The sequence below is a fragment of the Ruegeria sp. AI2 genome, from assembly GCF_056541275.1.
Genome location: NZ_JBQFYB010000001.1, coordinates 1,462,514 through 1,479,451, shown reverse-complemented (window position 1 = coordinate 1,479,451; position 16,938 = coordinate 1,462,514). Strand labels below are relative to the sequence as shown.

The window sequence follows — 16,938 nt, the reverse complement described above, 5'->3', positions numbered from 1 at the left end:
CTCGATCTCGTCGCGCTGACGACCCAGCTCAGACCGGATCGAGCCAAAAAGCTCAGGATCGCGGTCCGACAAGGACTGGGTGAAAAATCCGGTGTCACGAAGATTGGCGTTCATTGGCGCTCCACATGGCTTGGTATAAATCTTGCGGATTTCCTATCGGAAACGCCACATTCGCAAAAGGCTTAAAGCGACGATTTGGCCTGCTGCGGCGTCAAGACTGGCCTATTGGGGAAAGGTATGTTTGTTTCGGAACCAAATGTGCAACACCGGAAACCACAAAACATGAAAAAGAGAATCGCCTTTCTCGCCAGTGAGGTCAAAGTGGCGCAAACAGCGCGTGACGTCCTGGTGGCCAAATATGGTAATGTGGCACCTCGGGACGCAGATGTAGTGGTTGCATTGGGCGGCGACGGCTTCATGTTGCACACTTTGTACAATGTGCAGCATCTCGATACTCCGGTCTACGGAATGAATCGCGGCACGATCGGCTTTCTGATGAATGAGTATCACGAAGACGATCTGATGGCGCGGCTGGAGGATGCCGAGGAAGAGGTTATCAACCCGTTGGCCATGCAGGCGATGGACCAATCTGGAAAACTGCACGAGGCACTGGCGATCAACGAAGTGTCATTGCTGCGCGCCGGTCCTCAGGCAGCAAGGCTCAAGATCAGCGTAGACGGCCGGGTGCGCATGGCCGAACTGGTCTGTGACGGGGCATTGCTTGCCACGCCTGCAGGATCGACCGCCTATAACTATTCCGCGCATGGGCCGATTGTTCCGATTGGCGCTGACGTTCTGGCCCTGACACCCATCGCAGCGTTTCGCCCACGGCGGTGGCGTGGTGCCTTGTTGCCGAAAATGGCGAAAGTCAGGTTCGATGTGGTCGAAGCTGACAAGCGCCCGGTCATCGTGGCCGCCGATTCCGTTTCTTTCCCGGATATCGATTGGGTTGAGATCAGGTCGGAACCAGCCATAGCGCACCGTATCCTTTTCGACCCCGGCCATGGGTTGGAAGAACGTCTAATATCCGAACAATTCACGTAAAACAGGCCATCCCCGAATTTTTCTCACGCCTGTGTGAAGCAGTTCACAGGAATTCCCCTAATGATTGGCTAATGTGAACTTGTCCGGAGAACACGCCAAGGTGGGAGTGAGTGGCCACCTGAACGGTGTTTTCGAATGGTTGCGCAGATTTTGCGCTGGCGAGGGTGGGTGGTGCTACGCTCGTCATCAGAAATCCGGGCTTATTTTAGCAGCTGGACCCCGGGCACAATGACCCGGGGTCTATTTTTTGTTACATGTGATCCCACAGCGGGAAACACATCTGTCCCACGCGAGCTTCTATCGCGGCGGCGGCATCCACGGCCAAATCCTCGCGCCAGCGCTGTGCCGCGATCTGTACATTGATAGGTTGAGGCCCTTTGGGAAGGTTGGCCAATCGTGACGGAACGCAGGCTGCAGGCAGTCCCAGAAAGTTCATCGCATAGGAATAGACAGCGCATCCCAAAACATCATGCACGCCTTCAGCGCCTTCGGTGTCCCGGTCAGGTTTGAAAAATGGCTGTGGCAGGAAAGGGGACAAAACCAGCGGGTAGTCCTGCATAAACAGGGACCATTCACGGGCATAATGGCTGCGCTTGGCCAGCATCCGAACCAATTCTGTTTCAACGATGGGTGGGAATTCCTGAAAGTAGACGTCAAAGATGTCGCGGATGGTTTTGGAACCAGCGGCTTCAATGTCCGATTTCATCAGGGTCAGCACTTCGCCCATCAAGGTCCGATACCCGATCCGACCACATTCAAAGACATCGGGTGGATCGACCTCTTCAACGTCGTACCCTGCATCGACCAGCGCATCGCGCGCAGTGTCGAGGGCTTTTTCGACCTCGGGGTGCAGCGCATAGCCGAAGGTGTTCTTGGTGAATGCCACCTTGATCGGCTGGTCAAAACGCTCGCCGCGCCAGGGCATTGGTACGTGGAACGGATCCCGCGCATCGGTGGCGATCAGGCTGGGCATGGACAGGTGCAGATCCGCAGTCGACCGGGTGATCAGGCCCTGAACCGACATTGATTGCGCCAGCAATCCGCGTTCGGCCTTCTGACTTGGGTTCCACGCGGGAACGCGCCCCAGCCCCGGTTTCACCGTAACCGCTCCGATAGCGGCTGCCGGAAAGCGCAGGCTGCCGCCAATATCGTTGCCATGGGCCAGCGCACCGAGACCTGCCATCACGGCGGCAGCAGCGCCACCGGATGATCCCCCGGGTGAAATGTGCCGTCCCCACGGGTTGAATGTGCGCCCATGCAGGGGGTTGTCGGTGTCGGCCCTGAAGGAAAACTCGGGCGTATTCGTTCGCCCGATCACAATGGCCCCCGCTTTTTGCAAGTTGCTGACCACCGGCGCGTCATCCGGAGCGATTACGTCCTTCAGCGCAATGACACCGTTGGTGGTGGCGTGGCCTTTCTGATCGACATTCACCTTGATTGTTACAGGAACACCATGCAGCGGGCCGGTCGGCTGACCACTCCGCCGTTCAGCATCTAGCGACTGCGCGCGTTCCAGGGCCTCGGTGCGCAAGTCTTCGACGACCGCGTTCAGCGCGGGGTTCACCGCGTCCATGCGATCAATCGAGGCCTGAACCGCCTCGGTCGCGCTCAGATCGCCGCGTCGGGTCAAGGTGGTCAGCTCTGTGGCGCTGAGACGCCAGATATCGGTATGTGTCATGGGCCCTCACTGTCTTACAGCGACAGTAGGGGCCCAGATTCAGGTTGCAAGGGCGGACATGACATGGGCGGCCTGTGCCACCCGATGGTTACTTGGCGTAACCAATTGTCTGCAACGCTTCCTTGATCTCATCAAGGATGGCAGGATCATCAATTGTTGCAGGCATTTTGTAGTCCTGACCGTCTGCAATCGACACCATCGTACCACGCAGGATCTTACCGGAACGGGTCTTGGGTAACCTGTCGACGACAACAGCCAGTTTGAAGGCGGCCACCGGCCCGATTTTCTCCCGAACCATTTTGACGACTTCCTGAACCACATCGCCATGATCCCGTGTGGCACCAGCATTCAGGCACAGGAAGCCAACCGGCATCTGCCCCTTCAGCTGGTCCGAAACACCAATCACCGCGCATTCTGCCACATCGGGGTGGGCGGCCAGCACTTCTTCCATCCCACCTGTCGACAAGCGATGGCCGGCAACGTTGATGACGTCATCGGTGCGCGCCATGATGTAGAGGTACCCGTCTTCGTCAATCATCCCGGCATCGCCGGTCTCGTAATATCCGGGGAAGTGTTCAAGATAAGATTTCTTGAATCGTGCTTCGGCATTCCACAGTGTTGGCAAGGTGCCTGGGGGCAGGGGCAGTTTGACCGCGATGGCACCCAGTTCACCGGCTTTCATCGGGTGACCGCCTTCATCCAGAATTTGCACATCATAACCCGGCATCGGTTTTGCGGGCGAGCCCAGCTTGACCGGAAGCTCTTCGATACCCAGCGGGTTCCCGGCAATGGCCCAGCCGGTTTCGGTTTGCCACCAATGGTCGATCACCGGAACCTTCAGCGCGTTTTGTGCCCAGATAATTGTGTCAGGGTCGGCGCGTTCGCCTGCCAGATAGAGGGCCTGTAGATGAGACAGATCGTATTTGCCGATCAATTCGCCTTTGGGGTCTTCTCGTTTGACGGCGCGGATGGCCGTAGGTGCGGTGAAGAAGCTTTTGACCTTATGTTCCGAGATCACGCGCCAGAAGGTGCCAGCATCTGGGGTGCCGACCGGCTTGCCCTCGAACACAATTGTGGTGTTTCCATGGATCAGGGGCGCGTAGCAGATATAGGAGTGCCCCACGACCCAGCCCACATCGGAGGCTGCCCAGAACACGTCGCCCGGATCGACGTTATAGACATTCTTCATCGTCCAGTTCAGTGCCACAAGGTGTCCGGCAGTGGGGCGCACGACCCCTTTGGGTGCACCCGTAGTGCCAGAGGTGTACAGGATATAAGCCGGGTCATTGCCATCAACCGGTACGCATTCAGCCGGTTCGACACCGTATTGGAAACCGTGCCAGTTGAAATCGCGCCCTTCAATCAACTGGGCGACCTCTTGTTCCCGCTGGAAGATCACACAAAAATCAGGTTTGTGGTTGGCCAGTTCGATCGCACCGTCAAGCAGGGGCTTATAGTGAACCACGCGACCGGGTTCCATCCCACAGGACGCGGCGATGATTGCTTTGGGTTTGGCGTCGTCGATGCGCACGGCCAGTTCGTTGCTGGCAAACCCGCCGAACACGACCGAATGCACGGCGCCGAGGCGGGCACAGGCCAGCATCGCCTCAAGCGCTTCGGGGATCATCGGCATGTAGATGATGACACGGTCGCCTTTCTCGACACCCTTTGCGCGCAGCGCGCCGGCCAGAGTGGCCACGCGGTTGCGAAGCTCGACATAGGATATCTCGCGCTTGGTGTGGGTGATGGGACTGTCATAGATGATGGCAGTTTGTTCACCGCGCCCGTTTTCCACATGACGGTCTACGGCATTCCAACAGGTATTGACCCGCGCGTCGCTGAACCATTCGTACAAGGGCGCATTGTCGTCGAACAGTGCTTTGCTGGGGGCCTTGACCCAATCGATCCCTTTTGCAGCGTTCATCCAGAACGCTTCGGGGTCGGTTTTCCAGCTGTCATAAACGTCCTGATACGCCATCTTGTCCTCCTCACAACGGCTTGGACATTGTGTTAGGTCGCTGAAAACATCCGGGCAAGCGTGACGCATGACGACGCGTCAGTTTATCGCAAAAAATTTGCAGATCAGCGGAATATGACTTGCAAATTTTTGCAAAATTACAGTTCTAGCAGAGTTTTTGCCGCTACAGTGGAAAGATTTGCAAAGTTGCAAACTTTCGTGTGCAAATTTTGCGCCCCTTCGGGAATCAGCTCAACCAGCCGTTTTGGCGTAACGTGGCAGCTTGTCCTGAAGGTTCAGCCAGGGCAGGTGGTCGGCGTGGAACACGTGAAACTGTGGCGGCAGGGTCTTCGGGTTGTCCAGCGTTGCGGTGTAAAGATGAATGTTCACCGTATCGCGCGCTGTGCGATAGGCCATCTGGGTTCCGCATTTGCCGCAAAACAGACGTTCAACCCCTTCCGATGAGCGATAGACCTTTGGTGCCTGACCCAACCATCTGACCGCCTCATGCGGCAGCCCGAAAAAAGCCGTGACCGGCGCGGCGCAGTTTCGCCTGCAATCTGAACAGTGGCAATAACAGCTCCACGCGGCTTGGGCATCGCTTTCCCAATGCACGGCGTTGCAGTGGCAATGTCCTTTCATGCGCTTCCCCCCCCCTGTTGGCAGGGGCGCCAGCAAGGCTGCCCCCGGTTAACCGTAATGCGCCACGGGTGTTCCTGCAATCGCCGCCATGTTCAGCAGACCGCGCGCGGTGATGGATGGAGTAACAATATGGGCCTTGTTGCCCATGCCCATCAGGATCGGGCCAACTTCAATCCCGTCCGCCTTCATCTTCAGAATATTGCGTACGCCACTGGCAGCATCTGCGTGGGCGAATATCAGAACGTTGGCCGCCCCCTCCAATCGCGACGCTGGGAAGATACGCGCCCGCAGGTCTGCATCCAAAGCCGCATCCAGATTCATTTCGCCTTCGTAGACAAAATCGCGCGGCTGCCGATCAAGGATTTCCAGCGCCGCCCGCAGCCGTTTGCCTGATCCTTCAGCCTGATTGCCGAATTGCGACTGCGAACAGAAGGCAATCTTGGGCTCGATCCCGAACCGGCGAACATGTCGCGCGGCGCCAATGGTGGTTTCGGCCAATTCTTCCGGCGACGGCAATTGCCGGACATGCGTATCGGCAATGAACAGGGGGCCATCTTCCAGGATCATCAGGGACAACGCACCATGCGGGCGCAGTTTGCTGTCGTCCAACACCTGTTCGACATAGTTCAGGTGCCAGCGGAATTCACCAAATGTGCCGCAGATCATGCTGTCCGCTTCGCCACGATGCACCATGATCGCACCAATGGCCGTTGTGTTGGTGCGCATGATCGCCTTGGCCAGATCCGGCGTCACACCGCGGCGCTGCATGATTTGGTGGTAGGAAGTCCAGTAATCGTAATAGCGCGGGTCGTTCTCCGGGTTAACGATCTGACAGTCCTTGCCCGGACGAATGGTCAGCCCCAGCTTTTCACATCTGGTTTCGATCACATCGGGTCGCCCGATCAGAATTGGTGTTTCCGTCGTCTCTTCGAGAATGGCCTGCGCGGCCCTCAAAACCCTTTCATCTTCACCCTCGGCAAAAACGATGCGACGGGATGCGACGGCCGCGGCCTCGAACACAGGACGCATCAGAAGGGCTGATTTGAAGACCGACTGGTTGAGCTTTTCCTTATAGGCTTCAAGGTCCTCGATAGGGCGTTTTGCAACACCGCTTTCCATGGCGGCCTTGGCGACCGCCGAGGACACCACGCCCACAAGACGTGGGTCAAATGGTTTTGGGATCAGGTATTCGGGGCCAAAGGTCAGTTGCTCGCCCTTATAGGCAGCCGCCGCCTCGGCGCTTGTGGTCGCGCGCGCCATCTCAGCAATACCATCCACGCAGGCAATCTGCATCGCGTCGTTGATCTCGGTCGCGCCGACATCCAGAGCACCCCGGAAGATAAACGGAAAGCACAATACGTTGTTGACCTGATTGGGAAAATCGCTGCGCCCCGTGGCGATGATTGCGTCTGGTGCTACTGCACGCGCGTCCTCTGGCAGAATTTCCGGCGTCGGGTTGGCCAGGGCGAAGATGATCGGGCGGCTGGCCATTTTCCGGACCATATCAGGCTTCAGAACATTTGGGCCGCTGAGACCCAGAAACAGGTCGGTCCCACCGATCACATCGTCCAGCGTCCGAAAATCCGACTTCTGCTCGAACTGTGACTTGTGCGGGTTCATGTCCTCGGCCCGTCCTTCGTAGACAAGCCCGTGAATGTCGCACAGCCATATGTTTTCACGTTTCACGCCCAGCTTGACCAGCATGGTCAGGCACGCGATCCCGGCAGCCCCGCCGCCGGTCGACACGACTTTGATGTCCTCAAATGACTTTCCGGCCACATGCAGCGCATTCTTGGCCGCAGCCCCGACCACAATGGCGGTTCCATGCTGGTCGTCATGGAAAACCGGGATGTTCATACGCTCCCGGCAGAGCTTTTCGACGATGAAGCAATCGGGGGCCTTGATGTCTTCAAGGTTAATGGCGCCAAATGTTGGTTCAAGGGCACAGACGATATCCGCAAGCTTTTCGGGATCGGGTTGATCGACCTCGATATCAAAACAGTCAATACCTGCGAATTTCTTGAAAAGGACGGCCTTGCCTTCCATAACCGGCTTCGACGCGAGTGCTCCGATATTCCCCAGGCCAAGCACCGCGGTGCCGTTTGAAACCACAGCGACAAGATTGCCGCGCGCCGTGTAACGTTCCGCATTGGCTGCATCGGCCTTGATTTCAAGGCTCGCCTCGGCCACGCCGGGCGAATAGGCGCGGGCCAGATCGCGCCCGTTGGCCATCGGTTTGGTAGCCTTGATCTCAAGCTTTCCGGGTTTGGGAAATTCATGATATTCGAGCGCAGCTTGTCGCAGGCTGGGGGTGTCAGACATCGGCGATTCAGCTCCCATTGAGAATTTGATTTAGCCTTAAACTATTTATTTGGACTTGGCTACGCTACGTAACTCTGCCGTGATGTCGCAACCGTGAAACCGGATTGATATTGTCTGAGTTCATTTTCACCTTTTCACATTGTGACGACCAAGATCACTCTGGCAAGGCCGTTGTGACATTCAGAACTGATGACCCGGCTGGTAACGAACGAGAGACCAGTAGGTTGTATGTTGGTTGCAGCGGTGTTGGGCGGTTGTCGTCACCCAGATTTGGTCGAGTTCACAGTGCTGAACGGCGGAGTTTTAGCTGTGATTATTGAAATGCGCTTCTTCGTTATGGAAGAAATGCCGGGGATGTTCTTTTCGGTTGGCATTTTGACCTCTGTTCTGATCGGATGGCCAAAGTTGCAATTCGAAGAGAATACTAATGACCAAGACATCCGATCTGGCGAAAACGCACGCTGAAATTCGCCTGCCCACACAGGAAATTCGCGACGACATCCCCTTCTACACGAAGAAACTGGGGATGAAGATGGACATGATTTATCCCGCTGACGATCCGCGCGTCGCGGTGTTTTCGGGGCATGGCGTGCGGTTGCGCATTGAAAAAGACGCACCGGAAAGCCCAGGAACATTGCGTATTCTGACGGATGATCCGTCTGATTTCGCGGGTGGTGAACGCGTTCTGGTGGCCCCGAATGGCACCCGGATCGAAGTTGAAGAACGAAATCCGCCACTGGTGATGCCAGAGACCGTGCATTCCTTTGTCGTGCGCAGGCTCAAGGATCAGGCCCCCTGGATCATCGGTCGGGCCGGGATGCACTATCGCGATCTGGTGCCGGATCGGTTGGGTGGGTCGATTATTGCCAGCCATATCCGCATTCCCGATGGTGGGCCGGTTCCGGACATGGTGCATTTTCACAAGGTCGGGTTTCAGTTGATCTTTTGCATCCATGGCTGGGTGGATGTAGTCTATGAGGATCAGGGCGAGAAAATGCGTCTGACAGCGGGGGACTGCTTTATTCAACCTCCGGAAATCCGGCACCGCGTTCTCGAAGCTTCTGATAATGTTCAGGTCATCGAGATCGGAGTGCCGGCTGAGCATGTCACAGAGATCGACCATGACATGACACTTCCCACTCCGCACATCCGCCCGGACCGCGAATGGCAGGGGCAACGCTTTGTCTATAATCAGGCCAAGTGTGCCGAGTGGATGCCCTTCCGCCTGCCGGGGTACATCTGCCGCGACACCACGATTGCCGAGAACACCAAGGGTGTCGCTGGGGTGCAGGTTGTGCGCAAAGGATCGGGTGGTCCGGAATGGGCCAGCCATGACACCGACATTCACTTTACCTTTGTGATGGGTGGAGAGGTCACCCTGGAAGGAGAGGGGCGCGATCCCTACCGGCTGGAGCAAGGGGATGCTTTTGTCATCCCACCTGGGATGCGCACACGGTTGTCCGAGCCAACAGACAATATCGAATTGTTGGAAGTCACCTTACCCGGTACCTTCAACACAACGCTGGGTTAAGCGAAAAACATGGGTCAGGGGCTTCAAATTCCCCGCCTTAATACGTTAGCGTGCAAATTTCTGACCAGATGATCAAAAATGAGGATTCGCCATGTCGCTGAAAGACGCTGCCTTGTCTGTCCGGGAAAACGCCTACGCGCCATATTCGAACTTCAAAGTTGGCGCAGCGCTTCGGTCTTCTTCGGGTCATGTCTTTTCCGGGTGCAACGTCGAGAATGTGGCCTATCCCGAGGGGACCTGCGCGGAAGCAGGTGCAATTGCCGCAATGGTGGCCGCGGGCGAGCAGGAACTGACCGAGGTCTATGTGGTTGCCTCCAGCCCTCAGCCTGTGCCGCCTTGCGGCGGATGCCGTCAGAAGCTGGCCGAGTTTGGCAAGCGCGATGTAAAGGTTACTCTGGCAACCATCGATGGTGCGGAGTTTGAAACTACCATCGGAGATTTGCTGCCGGGTGCGTTCGACGCGTCGCACATGGAGGATGTCTGAACGCATGGACGCCCGTTCAATCATAGCCAAACTGCGCAGGCACGAAGTCCCAGGCCGCGACGAGCTTATCTGGTTCGCGCAAGGGTTGGCAGACGGCAGCGTCAGCGATGCGCAGGCCGGGGCGTTTGCCATGGCCGTCTGTATGGGCGGGCTGGGTCCTCAGGGGCGTGCGGACTTGACGATTGCGATGCGCGATAGCGGCGATGTTCTCGGTTGGGATGTGGACGGGCCGGTGATCGACAAGCACTCGACCGGTGGGGTCGGGGACTGCGTCAGCCTTGTGCTGGCTCCGGCGCTAGCGGAATGTGGTGCGTATGTGCCGATGATCTCGGGTCGGGGTTTGGGGCACACGGGTGGAACATTGGACAAGCTCGAGGCGATTCCGGGTGTCAGCACTCAGATCAGTCAGGATCGACTTGCGCAGATATTGCGCGAAACGGGTGCGGCTATCGTCGGCGCGACGGGCCAGATTGCACCGGCGGACAAGCGGCTTTATGCAGTTCGGGACGTGACGGCGACGGTCGAAAGTCTGGATCTGATCACAGCGTCGATCCTGTCCAAAAAGCTGGCGGCCAGCCCGGATGCGTTGGTTCTTGACGTCAAGGTCGGTAGCGGTGCCTTTATGAAAACAATTGAGGATGCCCGCAAGCTGGCCACAGCATTGACCGAGACTGCGAACGCGGCCGGGTGCCGGACTTCGGCGGTGATCACGGACATGAACCAGCCTTTGGCCCCGGCGCTGGGCAATGCACTGGAGGTCGCGGAAGTGATGAAGGTACTGACCGGTCCTGGCGCTTCGCCACTGGTGGACATTTCTGCCGAGTTGGGCGGCGTCCTGCTGGCCGATGCAGGCATGTGCATCTCGGTCGAGGAGGGGCGTGAGCAGATCGCCAAGATCATCCGTGACGGTCGCGCTGCCGAACGGTTTGGCCTTATGGTGGCAGCGGTTGGTGGTCCTGTGAAATTTGTCGATACCTGGACCCGTTTCCTACCTGAGGCGAGCGTTATTCAGGAGGTTCCTGCCCCCGAAGACGGTTACATCTCCGCCATCGACGGAGAGGCGCTGGGCCTTGCCGTGGTCGCGCTGGGTGGCGGCCGCCAGGTCGAAAGTGATGAGATCGATCCGGCAGTAGGAATATCCAACATCCTCAGGCTGGGGGATCGTGTTTCAAAAGGTTCACCCATTGCCGTGGTCCACGCTGCACGGGAAGACGCTGCACGGCGGGCAGCGGAAACTGTGCTGAGCGCGATGACAATCAGCGATACAGTTCCAAAGCTGCCCGATCTGATCCACGAAAGGATCAGCGTATGAGCCGAGCGTTTCTTGTCGTCATGGATTCCGTTGGAATAGGCGGGGCACCTGATGCAGACCGGTTTTTCAACGGTGATGTTCCGGATGCCGGGGCAAACACGCTGGCCCATATCGCCCAAGCCTGCGCGGAAGGCCGCGCAGTAGATGGGCGCACCGGCCCGTTGCACCTGCCCAACCTGGACGCGCTGGGTTTGGGCGCGGCTGTGCGGCTGGCGTCTGGAGACGCCACTCCGGGCCTCGATGCCGAACCTGCTGGACTATGGGGCTGCGCGCGTGAGCATTCGCCGGGTAAGGACACGCCCTCAGGCCACTGGGAACTGGCGGGCCTGCCGGTGCCTTGGGATTGGCATTACTTTCCAAACACGGTTCCGGCTTTTCCAGCGGAACTGAGCCGTGCGGCAGCCGAAGCTGCCGGGACCGAAGGCATTCTTGGAGACTGCCACGCGTCGGGGACAGCGATCATAGCCGAACTGGGTGCCGAACATATGCGCACCGGTTGGCCGATCTGCTACACATCCGCTGACAGTGTGTTTCAGATCGCGGCCCATGAGGAAAGCTTTGGGCTTGAGCGGTTGTTGGACATGTGCCGCGCGCTTGCTCCGCGATTGCACCAGATGAGAGTGGGGCGTGTCATCGCGCGCCCCTTTGTCGGAACGCCTGAGACGGGGTTCGAACGGACGACCAATCGCAAGGATTTCGCCATTCTGCCCCCGGCACCGGTGCTGACCAACTGGGTGCAGGATGCAGGGCGACGGGTTCATGCAGTGGGCAAGATCGGCGACATCTTCTCGATGCAGGGGATCGACACGCTGCGCAAAGGGTCGGATGCCCAGCTGATGCAGCACCTGTCTGATCTTGTGGACGAGGCGGAAGAGGGCAGTCTGACCTTCGCCAACTTTGTCGAATTTGACAGCCTTTATGGGCATCGCCGCGACATCAGCGGCTATGCCCGAGCGTTGGAATGGTTCGACCGCGAGATCGGGGATATTCTGAAGAAGCTGCACCCAGGCGATCTGTTGCTGTTAACAGCTGATCATGGCAATGACCCAAGCTGGACCGGAACAGATCACACCCGTGAACAGGTTCCGGTTCTGATTGCGGGACAGGGTGCCGGACAAATCGGGCAAGTAGATTTTACCGATATTGCAGCCAGCATTGCCCATCATCTGAACATTCCGGCGCAAGGGCCGGGAAGGAACTTTTTATGAGCGTTGCAGACCTGCCCAAAATTGAACTGCATCTTCACCACGAAGGCGCGGCACCTCCGGCCTTCATCCGCCAGCTTGCCCACGAAAAACGCGTTGACCTGAGCGGTATCTTCAAGCCAGACGGATCTTATGATTTTCGTGATTTCGCGCATTTCCTGAGCGTGTACGAAGCCGCTTGCGAAGTTCTGAAAACGCCCGAAGACTTCCGGCGGCTGACATTGGCCATTCTTGAGGAAAGCGCTGAAAATGGCGTGGCTTATTCCGAGACCTTCCTCAGCCCTGATTTTTGCGGCGGTGGCGACCTGCATGCGTGGCGGGATTATCTGAACGCTATTCAGGATGCGGCAGACGAAGCCGAGCGTAAATTCGATATCACCTTGCGCGGTGTCGTTACCTGTGTCCGCCATTTTGGTCCCGAACAAGCCAGGCGGAGTGCCCATTGTGCGGCCGAGACCGCCGGAAACTGGATCACCGGTTTCGGCATGGGCGGCAACGAAGCCATTGGCACGCAGGGCGACTTCAAATGGTCTTTCGATTGCGCCCGCGAAGCAGGGCTGCGCCTGACCACGCATGCAGGTGAGTTTGGTGGCCCTGACAGTGTGCGCGACGCTGTGCGCGATCTGGGGGTTGAGCGTATCGGGCACGGCGTCCGCGCCATCGAAGACTTTGATCTTGTTCGTGAACTGGTTGACCGGGAAATCACGCTTGAGGTGTGTCCGGGTTCGAATGTGGTTCTGGGTCTTTTCCCTGATTTTGCTGCCCACCCCATCGCGAAACTGCGCGATGCGGGCGTAAAGGTTACGATTTCCACCGACGATCCTCCGTTTTTTCACACGACCATGCGGCGGGAATATGAGATGTTGAACGCGGCGTTCGGCTGGGAGGCCGGGGATTTTGCGGCATTGAATGAGATGGCCCTGAACGCGGCCTTCTGTGATGATGACACCCGCGCGCGGGTCAAGAAAAGATTGGAGAACACATGAGCGAACACCTGACCGTCGTTGATCACCCGCTGGTGCAACACAAGCTGACGCTCATGCGGGACAAGGGCACCTCGACCGCCGGATTCCGGCAGTTGTTGCGTGAAATCACATTGCTGCTGGCCTACGAGGTCACGCGCGACATTCCCCTTACAACGCGCAATATCGAAACGCCGATGGAAGAAATGGACGCCCCCATACTGGCAGGTAAGAAAATGGCGCTGGTGTCAATCCTGCGCGCCGGAAACGGGATGCTGGACGGGGTGCTGGAACTTGTACCTTCAGCACGCGTCGGTTTCGTGGGGCTGTATCGCGACGAAGAAACGCTGAAACCCGTACAGTATTATTTCAAGGCTCCCGAAAGCCTGAAGGACCGTTTGGTCATTGCGGTGGATCCGATGCTGGCGACTGGTAACAGCTCGGCCGCGGCCATTGACCTGCTGAAACAGGCCGGGGCGACGGATATTCGCTTTCTGTGCCTGTTGGCGGCACCCGAAGGTGTCGCGCGGATGAAGGAAGCACACCCTGACGTTCGTATCGTCACGGCAGCGCTGGACCGCGAGTTGAACTCGAAAGGTTACATTATGCCCGGTCTGGGGGATGCCGGTGACCGGATGTTCGGAACCAAGTAACCCGGTTTATTCGCCGCAAATATTCTGTAGCCGGACCCAGTCACGGTCCGGCAGCACCTGTTCCAGTGCCCTTCCCGCCATCGGATCTGCTTCGATCAGGCCAAGAACGGTTTCGCCGGTCACATCACGGGCATAGGCGTAGGGGGTTGAGGGAAGCGCGCTTTGCGAGAACATCGCCAGCAAGTCGTCGTCAGAAATGGCCGGACGAGGCTGTGACAGGACCTGCTCGGTATATGTGTCGATAATCTCGGGCGTCAGCCCGCCGGTTGTCAGCAGCCTAAAGGCCGAGGTCGCGCCGGTTCTGTCCAGGAGATCATCCAGCGGGTCCCAATGCGCGGCCCGCGCCCGTTCCGCAATCACATAGCCCGCTGCAACGGCAGGATCTTCGTAATCTTCTACCAAAGCACGGCTTAACAGGACCGTGCCGCCAGGCAGGCTGAGGCTGTCCTGAACGCCTGCTGGCAGAATGATGATCTGCCGTACCCCCGTGCGCCGGGCCAATTGTTCCAGTGAATCCCGTGCATCCCGCGACGTACAGGCCTGGCCCGAGACGCGCTCGATCCGATGCAGGATCATATCGCCGATCTCTTGCCGCTTGACCTGGGGCACGACCGAGACAACGTGGTTTTGCAGCGCACCCGGCAGCCAGAACAGCAACAGGGCCAGCACGGCGGCCACGACGCCTCCGACACTCAGCCAGCGCAAACGCCCCGGGTGGGGGCGGGACCGATCAATAGCGCGCTGCAATCGGTCGATCGCTTCAAGCATCGTGGTTTCGGATTCGGCCAGCTCAAGCGTTTCATCCGGGTCACCGTCCGGGTTGAATATGGCCGGAAAGGAACCGGGGTTCTGGCGTTCAAGTGCCGCCAGCGACCAATGGGTCAGCGCCCTGTCATTGAAATCGGAAATGGTCAGGGTGGCTTCACCGATAGACACCACAACCTCGCGCCGCTGTTCATCGGGCGAGGGGCGCCACAGACCGGTGGCTTCGATCCGCTGGTACTGTTTCAGGGCCGTCATCTGGGTGGGTCTGCTCGAATTTGTTTTGCAGCAGCTTAGCATGGTGAAATCGCAGGGCGCAAACCTGTTGCGCAGTCATTGCGAATTGTGCTGGATACCCGAAAGGATCGAGACTGTCGGTCCACGATCACAATCAGGACACGACTTCATGCAGGCGCATTCCTCATCTTCTGCTGTGCTGGCTGCGGCCCTGATGGTCAGTGCGATGGCAATTATCGGCGTCATCGACAATGTTGTGATCCTTTTGGCTGAAACCGTCGGGCTGTGGCAGTTCCATCTGACCCGTGCGCTTTTGATGCTGCCGCTGATCGTCGGCCTGTCGTTTCTGGGGCTGGGCAGGTTGAGGCCCGTGCGGTGGGGCCCTGTCATCTTGCGCAGCGTTCTGATTACCATGGCAATGTTGTTCTATTTTGCATCTCTTGCCATGATGCCAATTGCACAGGCGCTGGCAGGGTTGTTCACCTCACCGATTTTCGTGCTGCTGATCTCCGCTCTGGTGCTCAGGCAACCAATAGGGCCGTGGCGCATACTGGCCGTACTGATTGGATTTACCGGCATCCTTCTGGTGCTTCAGCCAAACCCCGGCGATTTCGACCTGCGCACACTGGTGCCCGTGGCCGCGGGGTTTTTCTATGCCCTCAGTTCGATTCTCACGCGTACGCATTGTTCTCAGGAAAGCACTGTGGCCATGCTGGCCGTCATGGTCATTACGCTGGGTTTGGCAGGTGCGATGGGGCTCACGTTCCTGACAATCTCGCCGGTTGTTACGGCAGACGGTGCCGAGGGGTTTGTTACGCGTGGGTGGGTCTGGGATATGGGGCCTGCCATACCGTGGTTGGTTACTCAGGCTGTCGGTTCAACAATCGCGGTTTTCATGCTGATCAAGGCGTATCAGGTAGGCGAGCCGTCTTATGTGGCGGTGTTCGAGTATTCTGTCATGATCTTCGGCCCGCTCTTCGCATTTGTGGCCTTTGGGCAAACCATTGGCGTCTTTCAGATTTCGGGCATCCTTATGATTGCGGCAGCGGGTCTGTTGCTGGGGTGGCGCGCCAGTCGATCATCTGAACAGCAAAAAGTCGCCTGACGCAATTGGGTCGTATGCACGCCCAAGCCAGACCGTTTCGTTACTTCCGTATCCGGTGAAACGCCGTGGATTCGTTGGATCGACAAATGGCATTCGTTTCAGAAATGGCAAAAATGTCGGATGAGAGTCCTGGAGTGTCCACGAAAGCCATCGGCAATTACGCGGAATTGGTCAAAATTGGGCGCAAATATGTCTGAAATGTGACGGGCTGGATTTTTGGTGTTAGCTCATTGGCATAAATGTTTTGTGCCAAAAGGGGGTAAGGCACGTGTCCGAAGTAACAAGTATTTCTGTTTATCTGGATCAGCTGCCAGAAGTTGATCGAACCAACAAAAAACAGGCGGTAAATGCGCGCCGTGGCGGGTTTTTGCACGGCACCAAGATCGCCACGACTGCCGGGTGGAAGCCGGTCGAACGGATCACAGTGGGTGATCTGGTTAGAACCCTCGATCACGGGTTCAAAGAGGTACGGCGCATCTCGATAAGCGTTGTCGTCATTCCGGCCGATGAACGCCGGGTCGAGTTCCTGCCGGTCCTCGTGCCTGCCCGCGCCGTATATAACGGGCGACCTGTCTGGTTGATGCCCGAACAGGGCATGGCGCTGAACCTGTCCCGGATCAATGTCACGGCCGATGCGCCTTCGGTGGTGCCCGCGCGTTTGCTGAACGGTGCCGGTCGCCTGACGTCACAGGCACCGGGGTCGTCTTTTGAAGTGTTTTCCCTGTTTTTTGATGATGATCAGGTGATCTTTGTCGAAGGCGGATTGCAGGCTTATTGCCCGTCCGGTCGCTTCAATATGCGCGGCGCAACGACAGGAACACGGTATGAAGTCGCGACCGAAGAGGTCGCCTCCGACCTGATCCATTCTCTTATAAGCAGGGGCGATATGTCGGCTCTTGCCAACCCATTGGGTGCGCTGCCTGCACCCATTCCCCAGGAACCGATATTTCCGATCCGCCCGCCATTTGGGGTCAGGCGACCGGGTCGACCGGGACGCCCAAGCGCGCCGGTTCTGTTCCTGCGGCCCGAATGGCAGATCTAACC

15 protein-coding genes are annotated in these 16,938 nt (G+C 57.9%); 10 read left to right on the top strand and 5 right to left on the bottom strand.

Features of this window, described 5'->3' with window-relative positions:
* Positions 1-237: 237 nt before the first annotated feature.
* Complete coding sequence (locus ACR0LL_RS07435) at positions 238-1,044, top strand: NAD kinase (protein ID WP_480585198.1); 807 nt, start codon at positions 238-240, stop codon at positions 1,042-1,044.
* A 250-nt stretch (positions 1,045-1,294) separates the two neighbouring features.
* Here the strand turns inward: ACR0LL_RS07435 and ACR0LL_RS07430 are convergent, their stop codons facing one another.
* From ACR0LL_RS07430 to ACR0LL_RS07415, 4 genes are all read right to left on the bottom strand, one after another.
* Positions 1,295-2,722 (bottom strand): amidase family protein, encoded by a 1,428-nt coding sequence (locus ACR0LL_RS07430; RefSeq protein ID WP_480585195.1) that lies wholly within the window; start codon positions 2,720-2,722, stop codon positions 1,295-1,297.
* An 88-nt stretch (positions 2,723-2,810) separates the two neighbouring features.
* The gene (prpE, locus tag ACR0LL_RS07425; protein WP_480585192.1) at positions 2,811-4,700 is read right to left on the bottom strand and encodes a propionate-CoA ligase PrpE; all 1,890 of its coding nucleotides are present in this window, start codon (positions 4,698-4,700) and stop codon (positions 2,811-2,813) included.
* A 231-nt stretch (positions 4,701-4,931) separates the two neighbouring features.
* Positions 4,932-5,321: a GFA family protein gene (locus ACR0LL_RS07420; protein ID WP_480585189.1), complete on the bottom strand. Its 390-nt coding sequence runs from the start codon at positions 5,319-5,321 to the stop codon at positions 4,932-4,934.
* A gap of 48 nt (positions 5,322-5,369) precedes the next feature.
* Positions 5,370-7,643, bottom strand: coding sequence for an NADP-dependent malic enzyme (locus tag ACR0LL_RS07415; protein ID WP_480585186.1), 2,274 nt, complete (start codon positions 7,641-7,643; stop codon positions 5,370-5,372).
* A gap of 189 nt (positions 7,644-7,832) precedes the next feature.
* On the opposite strand from ACR0LL_RS07415, the gene ACR0LL_RS07410 reads away from it, so the two are divergent.
* The 7 genes from ACR0LL_RS07410 to upp all read left to right on the top strand — a co-directional run bounded on the left by ACR0LL_RS07410 (position 7,833) and on the right by upp (position 13,790).
* Positions 7,833-8,108, top strand: coding sequence for a hypothetical protein (locus ACR0LL_RS07410; protein WP_480585183.1), 276 nt, complete (start codon positions 7,833-7,835; stop codon positions 8,106-8,108).
* The gene (locus ACR0LL_RS07405) at positions 8,071-9,174 is read left to right on the top strand and encodes a cupin domain-containing protein (RefSeq protein WP_480585180.1); all 1,104 of its coding nucleotides are present in this window, start codon (positions 8,071-8,073) and stop codon (positions 9,172-9,174) included. Before ACR0LL_RS07410 ends, ACR0LL_RS07405 begins: the two co-directional genes overlap by 38 nt.
* A 91-nt stretch (positions 9,175-9,265) precedes the next feature.
* On the top strand, positions 9,266-9,658 hold the full coding sequence (locus ACR0LL_RS07400; protein WP_480585177.1) for a cytidine deaminase: 393 nt from the start codon (positions 9,266-9,268) through the stop codon (positions 9,656-9,658).
* 4 nt (positions 9,659-9,662) lie between these two features.
* Positions 9,663-10,970 carry a thymidine phosphorylase gene (locus tag ACR0LL_RS07395; RefSeq protein WP_480585174.1) on the top strand — a complete coding sequence of 436 codons (1,308 nt, stop codon included), beginning with the start codon at positions 9,663-9,665 and terminating at the stop codon, positions 10,968-10,970.
* Positions 10,967-12,178, top strand: coding sequence for a phosphopentomutase (locus ACR0LL_RS07390; protein ID WP_480585171.1), 1,212 nt, complete (start codon positions 10,967-10,969; stop codon positions 12,176-12,178). Before ACR0LL_RS07395 ends, ACR0LL_RS07390 begins: the two co-directional genes overlap by 4 nt.
* Positions 12,175-13,161: an adenosine deaminase gene (locus ACR0LL_RS07385; protein ID WP_480585169.1), complete on the top strand. Its 987-nt coding sequence runs from the start codon at positions 12,175-12,177 to the stop codon at positions 13,159-13,161. Before ACR0LL_RS07390 ends, ACR0LL_RS07385 begins: the two co-directional genes overlap by 4 nt.
* Complete coding sequence (gene upp / locus ACR0LL_RS07380; RefSeq protein WP_480484262.1) at positions 13,158-13,790, top strand: uracil phosphoribosyltransferase; 633 nt, start codon at positions 13,158-13,160, stop codon at positions 13,788-13,790. Before ACR0LL_RS07385 ends, upp begins: the two co-directional genes overlap by 4 nt.
* A 6-nt stretch (positions 13,791-13,796) precedes the next feature.
* On the opposite strand, the gene ACR0LL_RS07375 is transcribed toward upp, so the two are convergent.
* Entirely contained in the window at positions 13,797-14,810 is a 1,014-nt protein-coding gene (locus tag ACR0LL_RS07375) for a hypothetical protein (RefSeq protein WP_267367575.1), read from the bottom strand.
* Between the two features lie 148 nt (positions 14,811-14,958).
* On the opposite strand from ACR0LL_RS07375, the gene ACR0LL_RS07370 reads away from it, so the two are divergent.
* Complete coding sequence (locus ACR0LL_RS07370) at positions 14,959-15,894, top strand: DMT family transporter (protein ID WP_480585166.1); 936 nt, start codon at positions 14,959-14,961, stop codon at positions 15,892-15,894.
* A 268-nt stretch (positions 15,895-16,162) separates the two neighbouring features.
* On the top strand, positions 16,163-16,936 hold the full coding sequence (locus ACR0LL_RS07365; RefSeq protein ID WP_480585164.1) for a Hint domain-containing protein: 774 nt from the start codon (positions 16,163-16,165) through the stop codon (positions 16,934-16,936).
* Positions 16,937-16,938 lie beyond the last annotated feature (2 nt).

Excerpts from the sequence above, each read along its gene's own strand:
- ACR0LL_RS07430 (WP_480585195.1), bottom strand. The coding sequence starts at position 2,722 with ATGACACATACCGATATCTGGCGTCTCAGCGCCACAGAGCTGACCACC.
- ACR0LL_RS07405 (WP_480585180.1), top strand. The coding sequence starts at position 8,071 with ATGACCAAGACATCCGATCTGGCGAAAACGCACGCTGAAATTCGCCTG.
- ACR0LL_RS07435 (WP_480585198.1), top strand. The coding sequence starts at position 238 with ATGTTTGTTTCGGAACCAAATGTGCAACACCGGAAACCACAAAACATG.
- ACR0LL_RS07415 (WP_480585186.1), bottom strand. The coding sequence starts at position 7,643 with ATGTCTGACACCCCCAGCCTGCGACAAGCTGCGCTCGAATATCATGAA.
- ACR0LL_RS07390 (WP_480585171.1), top strand. The coding sequence starts at position 10,967 with ATGAGCCGAGCGTTTCTTGTCGTCATGGATTCCGTTGGAATAGGCGGG.
- ACR0LL_RS07375 (WP_267367575.1), bottom strand. The coding sequence starts at position 14,810 with ATGACGGCCCTGAAACAGTACCAGCGGATCGAAGCCACCGGTCTGTGG.
- ACR0LL_RS07410 (WP_480585183.1), top strand. The coding sequence starts at position 7,833 with ATGACCCGGCTGGTAACGAACGAGAGACCAGTAGGTTGTATGTTGGTT.
- upp (WP_480484262.1), top strand. The coding sequence starts at position 13,158 with ATGAGCGAACACCTGACCGTCGTTGATCACCCGCTGGTGCAACACAAG.
- prpE (WP_480585192.1), bottom strand. The coding sequence starts at position 4,700 with ATGGCGTATCAGGACGTTTATGACAGCTGGAAAACCGACCCCGAAGCG.
- ACR0LL_RS07420 (WP_480585189.1), bottom strand. The coding sequence starts at position 5,321 with ATGAAAGGACATTGCCACTGCAACGCCGTGCATTGGGAAAGCGATGCC.
- ACR0LL_RS07395 (WP_480585174.1), top strand. The coding sequence starts at position 9,663 with ATGGACGCCCGTTCAATCATAGCCAAACTGCGCAGGCACGAAGTCCCA.
- ACR0LL_RS07400 (WP_480585177.1), top strand. The coding sequence starts at position 9,266 with ATGTCGCTGAAAGACGCTGCCTTGTCTGTCCGGGAAAACGCCTACGCG.
- ACR0LL_RS07370 (WP_480585166.1), top strand. The coding sequence starts at position 14,959 with ATGCAGGCGCATTCCTCATCTTCTGCTGTGCTGGCTGCGGCCCTGATG.
- ACR0LL_RS07385 (WP_480585169.1), top strand. The coding sequence starts at position 12,175 with ATGAGCGTTGCAGACCTGCCCAAAATTGAACTGCATCTTCACCACGAA.